Below are 1439 nucleotides of genomic sequence, written 5' to 3' on the forward strand. Positions count from 1 at the left end.
AAATCGTATTGGTGGAGATTTTGAACGGCACATTCACTTCGGTGAATGTGCTTTTTGTTTACTCATGAATTAAACTAATCCGGATAAAGAAGTTGTCAATATTTCGAAAACCAAAACAGTTACGCTTTAATGCCTTGATTTTACGATTAAGTCCTTCAATTGGACCGTTGGAAAATGGATAACGACAACTGTTTAGAAGGGCTGAACCATTTTTGATAAACGTGTTGATCGTTATGTCCATTTGATTACTAGTGGGTTGGTAGTTAGTAAGTAAGGATTGGAACGCATTAGCATCCTTTTGGTGTATGGCACTTAAGATACCTTGATAGGTTTGATACACAGATCTAAATCTGGGAAAAGCGTCTAGAGCTAAATCAATGGCGTTTTGTTGCGTCATATACTCGTTAATTCCGCGTAAATAAACAGCCTTAGAATCATTAACTTTTATTTCATCAAGATGAAATAAACGCCATTGAGATTTTAAAATATGATAAATTCGTGAATGCTTATCTTGGATAGTACGAATGGTCTGCGTGCGTTCATTATCTAAGGCACGCCCAGCCAGTTGAATAATATGGAAACGATCGATAATCGTGGCCGCATTGGGAAATAAGCGATGAATGAAGCTGCCATATTCAGCATTCATGTCAATCGTCACTGATTGAACTTGGGCACGTTCTTGAACCGAAAAACGAGCTTCAAAGTAGTCAATGATATCTTTACTTAGCCGATCTTTTAAAGTAACAATTCGGCGATGACTAACGGCATCGCAACAATTAAAGGACATCCAGTGATTACAGGAACGAAATTCATCAAAGCAAAGATTCTCTGGGAGATGTTTAACACGATAGGCTAAGTGAATATTGGCATTTAGGATTCGTTGAACACTGCTTGGCGAAATTCCACAAAGTTTAGCAATTTCTTTACTCGTCAACATATCGCGTGCCAAAACGATCACTTGATGTTTGATATTATGTGTGAAAGTTTCGTTACGATTAACCAACTTAGTTTTAGCACCACAGGTTTTTGAACAATCTTTACATTGGTATCTTTGACGTTTTAAATGCATTTCGTAACGACCACCGGATAAGGTTCCTAAACGCAGGTGACTCATGTGAGTTCCGTTTTTAATTAAGCTTTTATGGCCACAATGTGGGCACTTTAAAAGTTGATAAGACAAAGTTGCATGGACGACATGAATACGTTGGTTTGTGGAGCACCGTTCTTTAGAAATACCAGTGACAATTAAGTTTGGGTCTGTTATTTCGAATAAGCATAAGATAGAATTAGTTAGGGACATCTGAATTTCCTCTTTTCGATTTGTTTTGGCGATTAAATCGTAGCACAAAGAGGACAGATGTCCTTTTTTATTTTTCTGATTTTCAAAACAGACAAAAAACCGGTATTAGTTATTCACCAATACCAGAAAGTGTAGACCC

Annotated in this window: 1 protein-coding gene; it reads right to left on the minus strand. The window is 37.2% G+C overall.

Annotated elements, in window-relative coordinates; translation table 11 throughout:
• Positions 1-58 precede the first annotated feature (58 nt).
• Positions 59-1300 carry an ISL3 family transposase gene (locus tag IV87_RS10790; protein WP_063697918.1) on the minus strand — a complete coding sequence of 414 codons (1242 nt, stop codon included), beginning with the start codon at positions 1298-1300 and terminating at the stop codon, positions 59-61.
• Between the last annotated feature and the right edge of the window lie 139 nt (positions 1301-1439).

The sequence above is a fragment of the Pediococcus ethanolidurans genome (assembly GCF_001437405.1).
GTDB lineage: Bacteria > Bacillota > Bacilli > Lactobacillales > Lactobacillaceae > Pediococcus > Pediococcus ethanolidurans.